The 900-nt window shown below is 42.3% G+C and carries 1 protein-coding gene; it reads left to right on the forward strand.

All coding sequences use genetic code 11. The features are described from left to right. Nucleotides 1–900: Rib/alpha-like domain-containing protein (locus tag HMPREF3031_RS13535; RefSeq protein WP_257243614.1), on the forward strand; the 900-nt coding region annotated here is incomplete at both ends.

Below are 900 nucleotides of genomic sequence, written 5' to 3' on the forward strand. Positions count from 1 at the left end.
GACTGCGGGAGAAATCACAAAACCATATGGCACAGCAACTACTGAAGATGAAGTCAAAGGTAAAGTAAGTGTTCCGGATTTCCCTAAAGAGGGCGACCAACCTGTAATCACAGTGGATACAACAAAAGTACCTGACGGTAAAACAAGCGGCGAGTTCGAAGTTCCAGTCACAGTGACTTATCCAGATAAAACAACGGATGTTGTGAAAGTTAAAGTAACAGTCGGACCGAAAGATTCTGACACTTATGAACCAACAGTGAAACCGATTGAAAAACCATTTGGTCAAGGTACAACTGAAGGTGAAGTGAAAGGCAAAGTGACAGTACCGAACTTCCCAGCAGATAAAGGAACACCAGTAGTAACAGTGGATGACCCAACTAAAATTCCGAACGGTCAAACACCAGGTGAATTCGATGTGCCAGTAACGGTGACATATCCAGACGGTACGAAAGATCATGTGGTAGTGAAAGTCACAGTGACTCCGCAACCACAAAATGAAAAATATGAACCGACTGCGGGAGAAATCACAAAACCATATGGCACACCAACTACTCCAGAAGAAGTTAAAGGCAAAGTAAGTGTTCCAGATTTCCCTAAAGAAGGAGATCAACCAGTTATTACTGTAGATACAACGAAAGTAACTGACGGTAAAACAAGCGGCGAGTTCGAAGTTCCAGTCACAGTGACTTATCCAGATAAAACAACGGATACAGTGAATGTAAAAGTTACGGTCGGTCCAAAAGACTCCGATACTTATGAACCAACGACTCAACCAATCACAAAACCATTTGGTCAAGGTACAACTGAACAAGAAGTCAAAGACAAAGTCACAGTACCAAACTTCCCAGCTGACAAAGGAACACCGATAGTAACAGTTGACGATTCAACAAAAGTACCTAA

Source organism: Staphylococcus sp. HMSC072B07 (genome assembly GCF_001815505.1).
Classification (GTDB): domain Bacteria; phylum Bacillota; class Bacilli; order Staphylococcales; family Staphylococcaceae; genus Staphylococcus; species Staphylococcus simulans.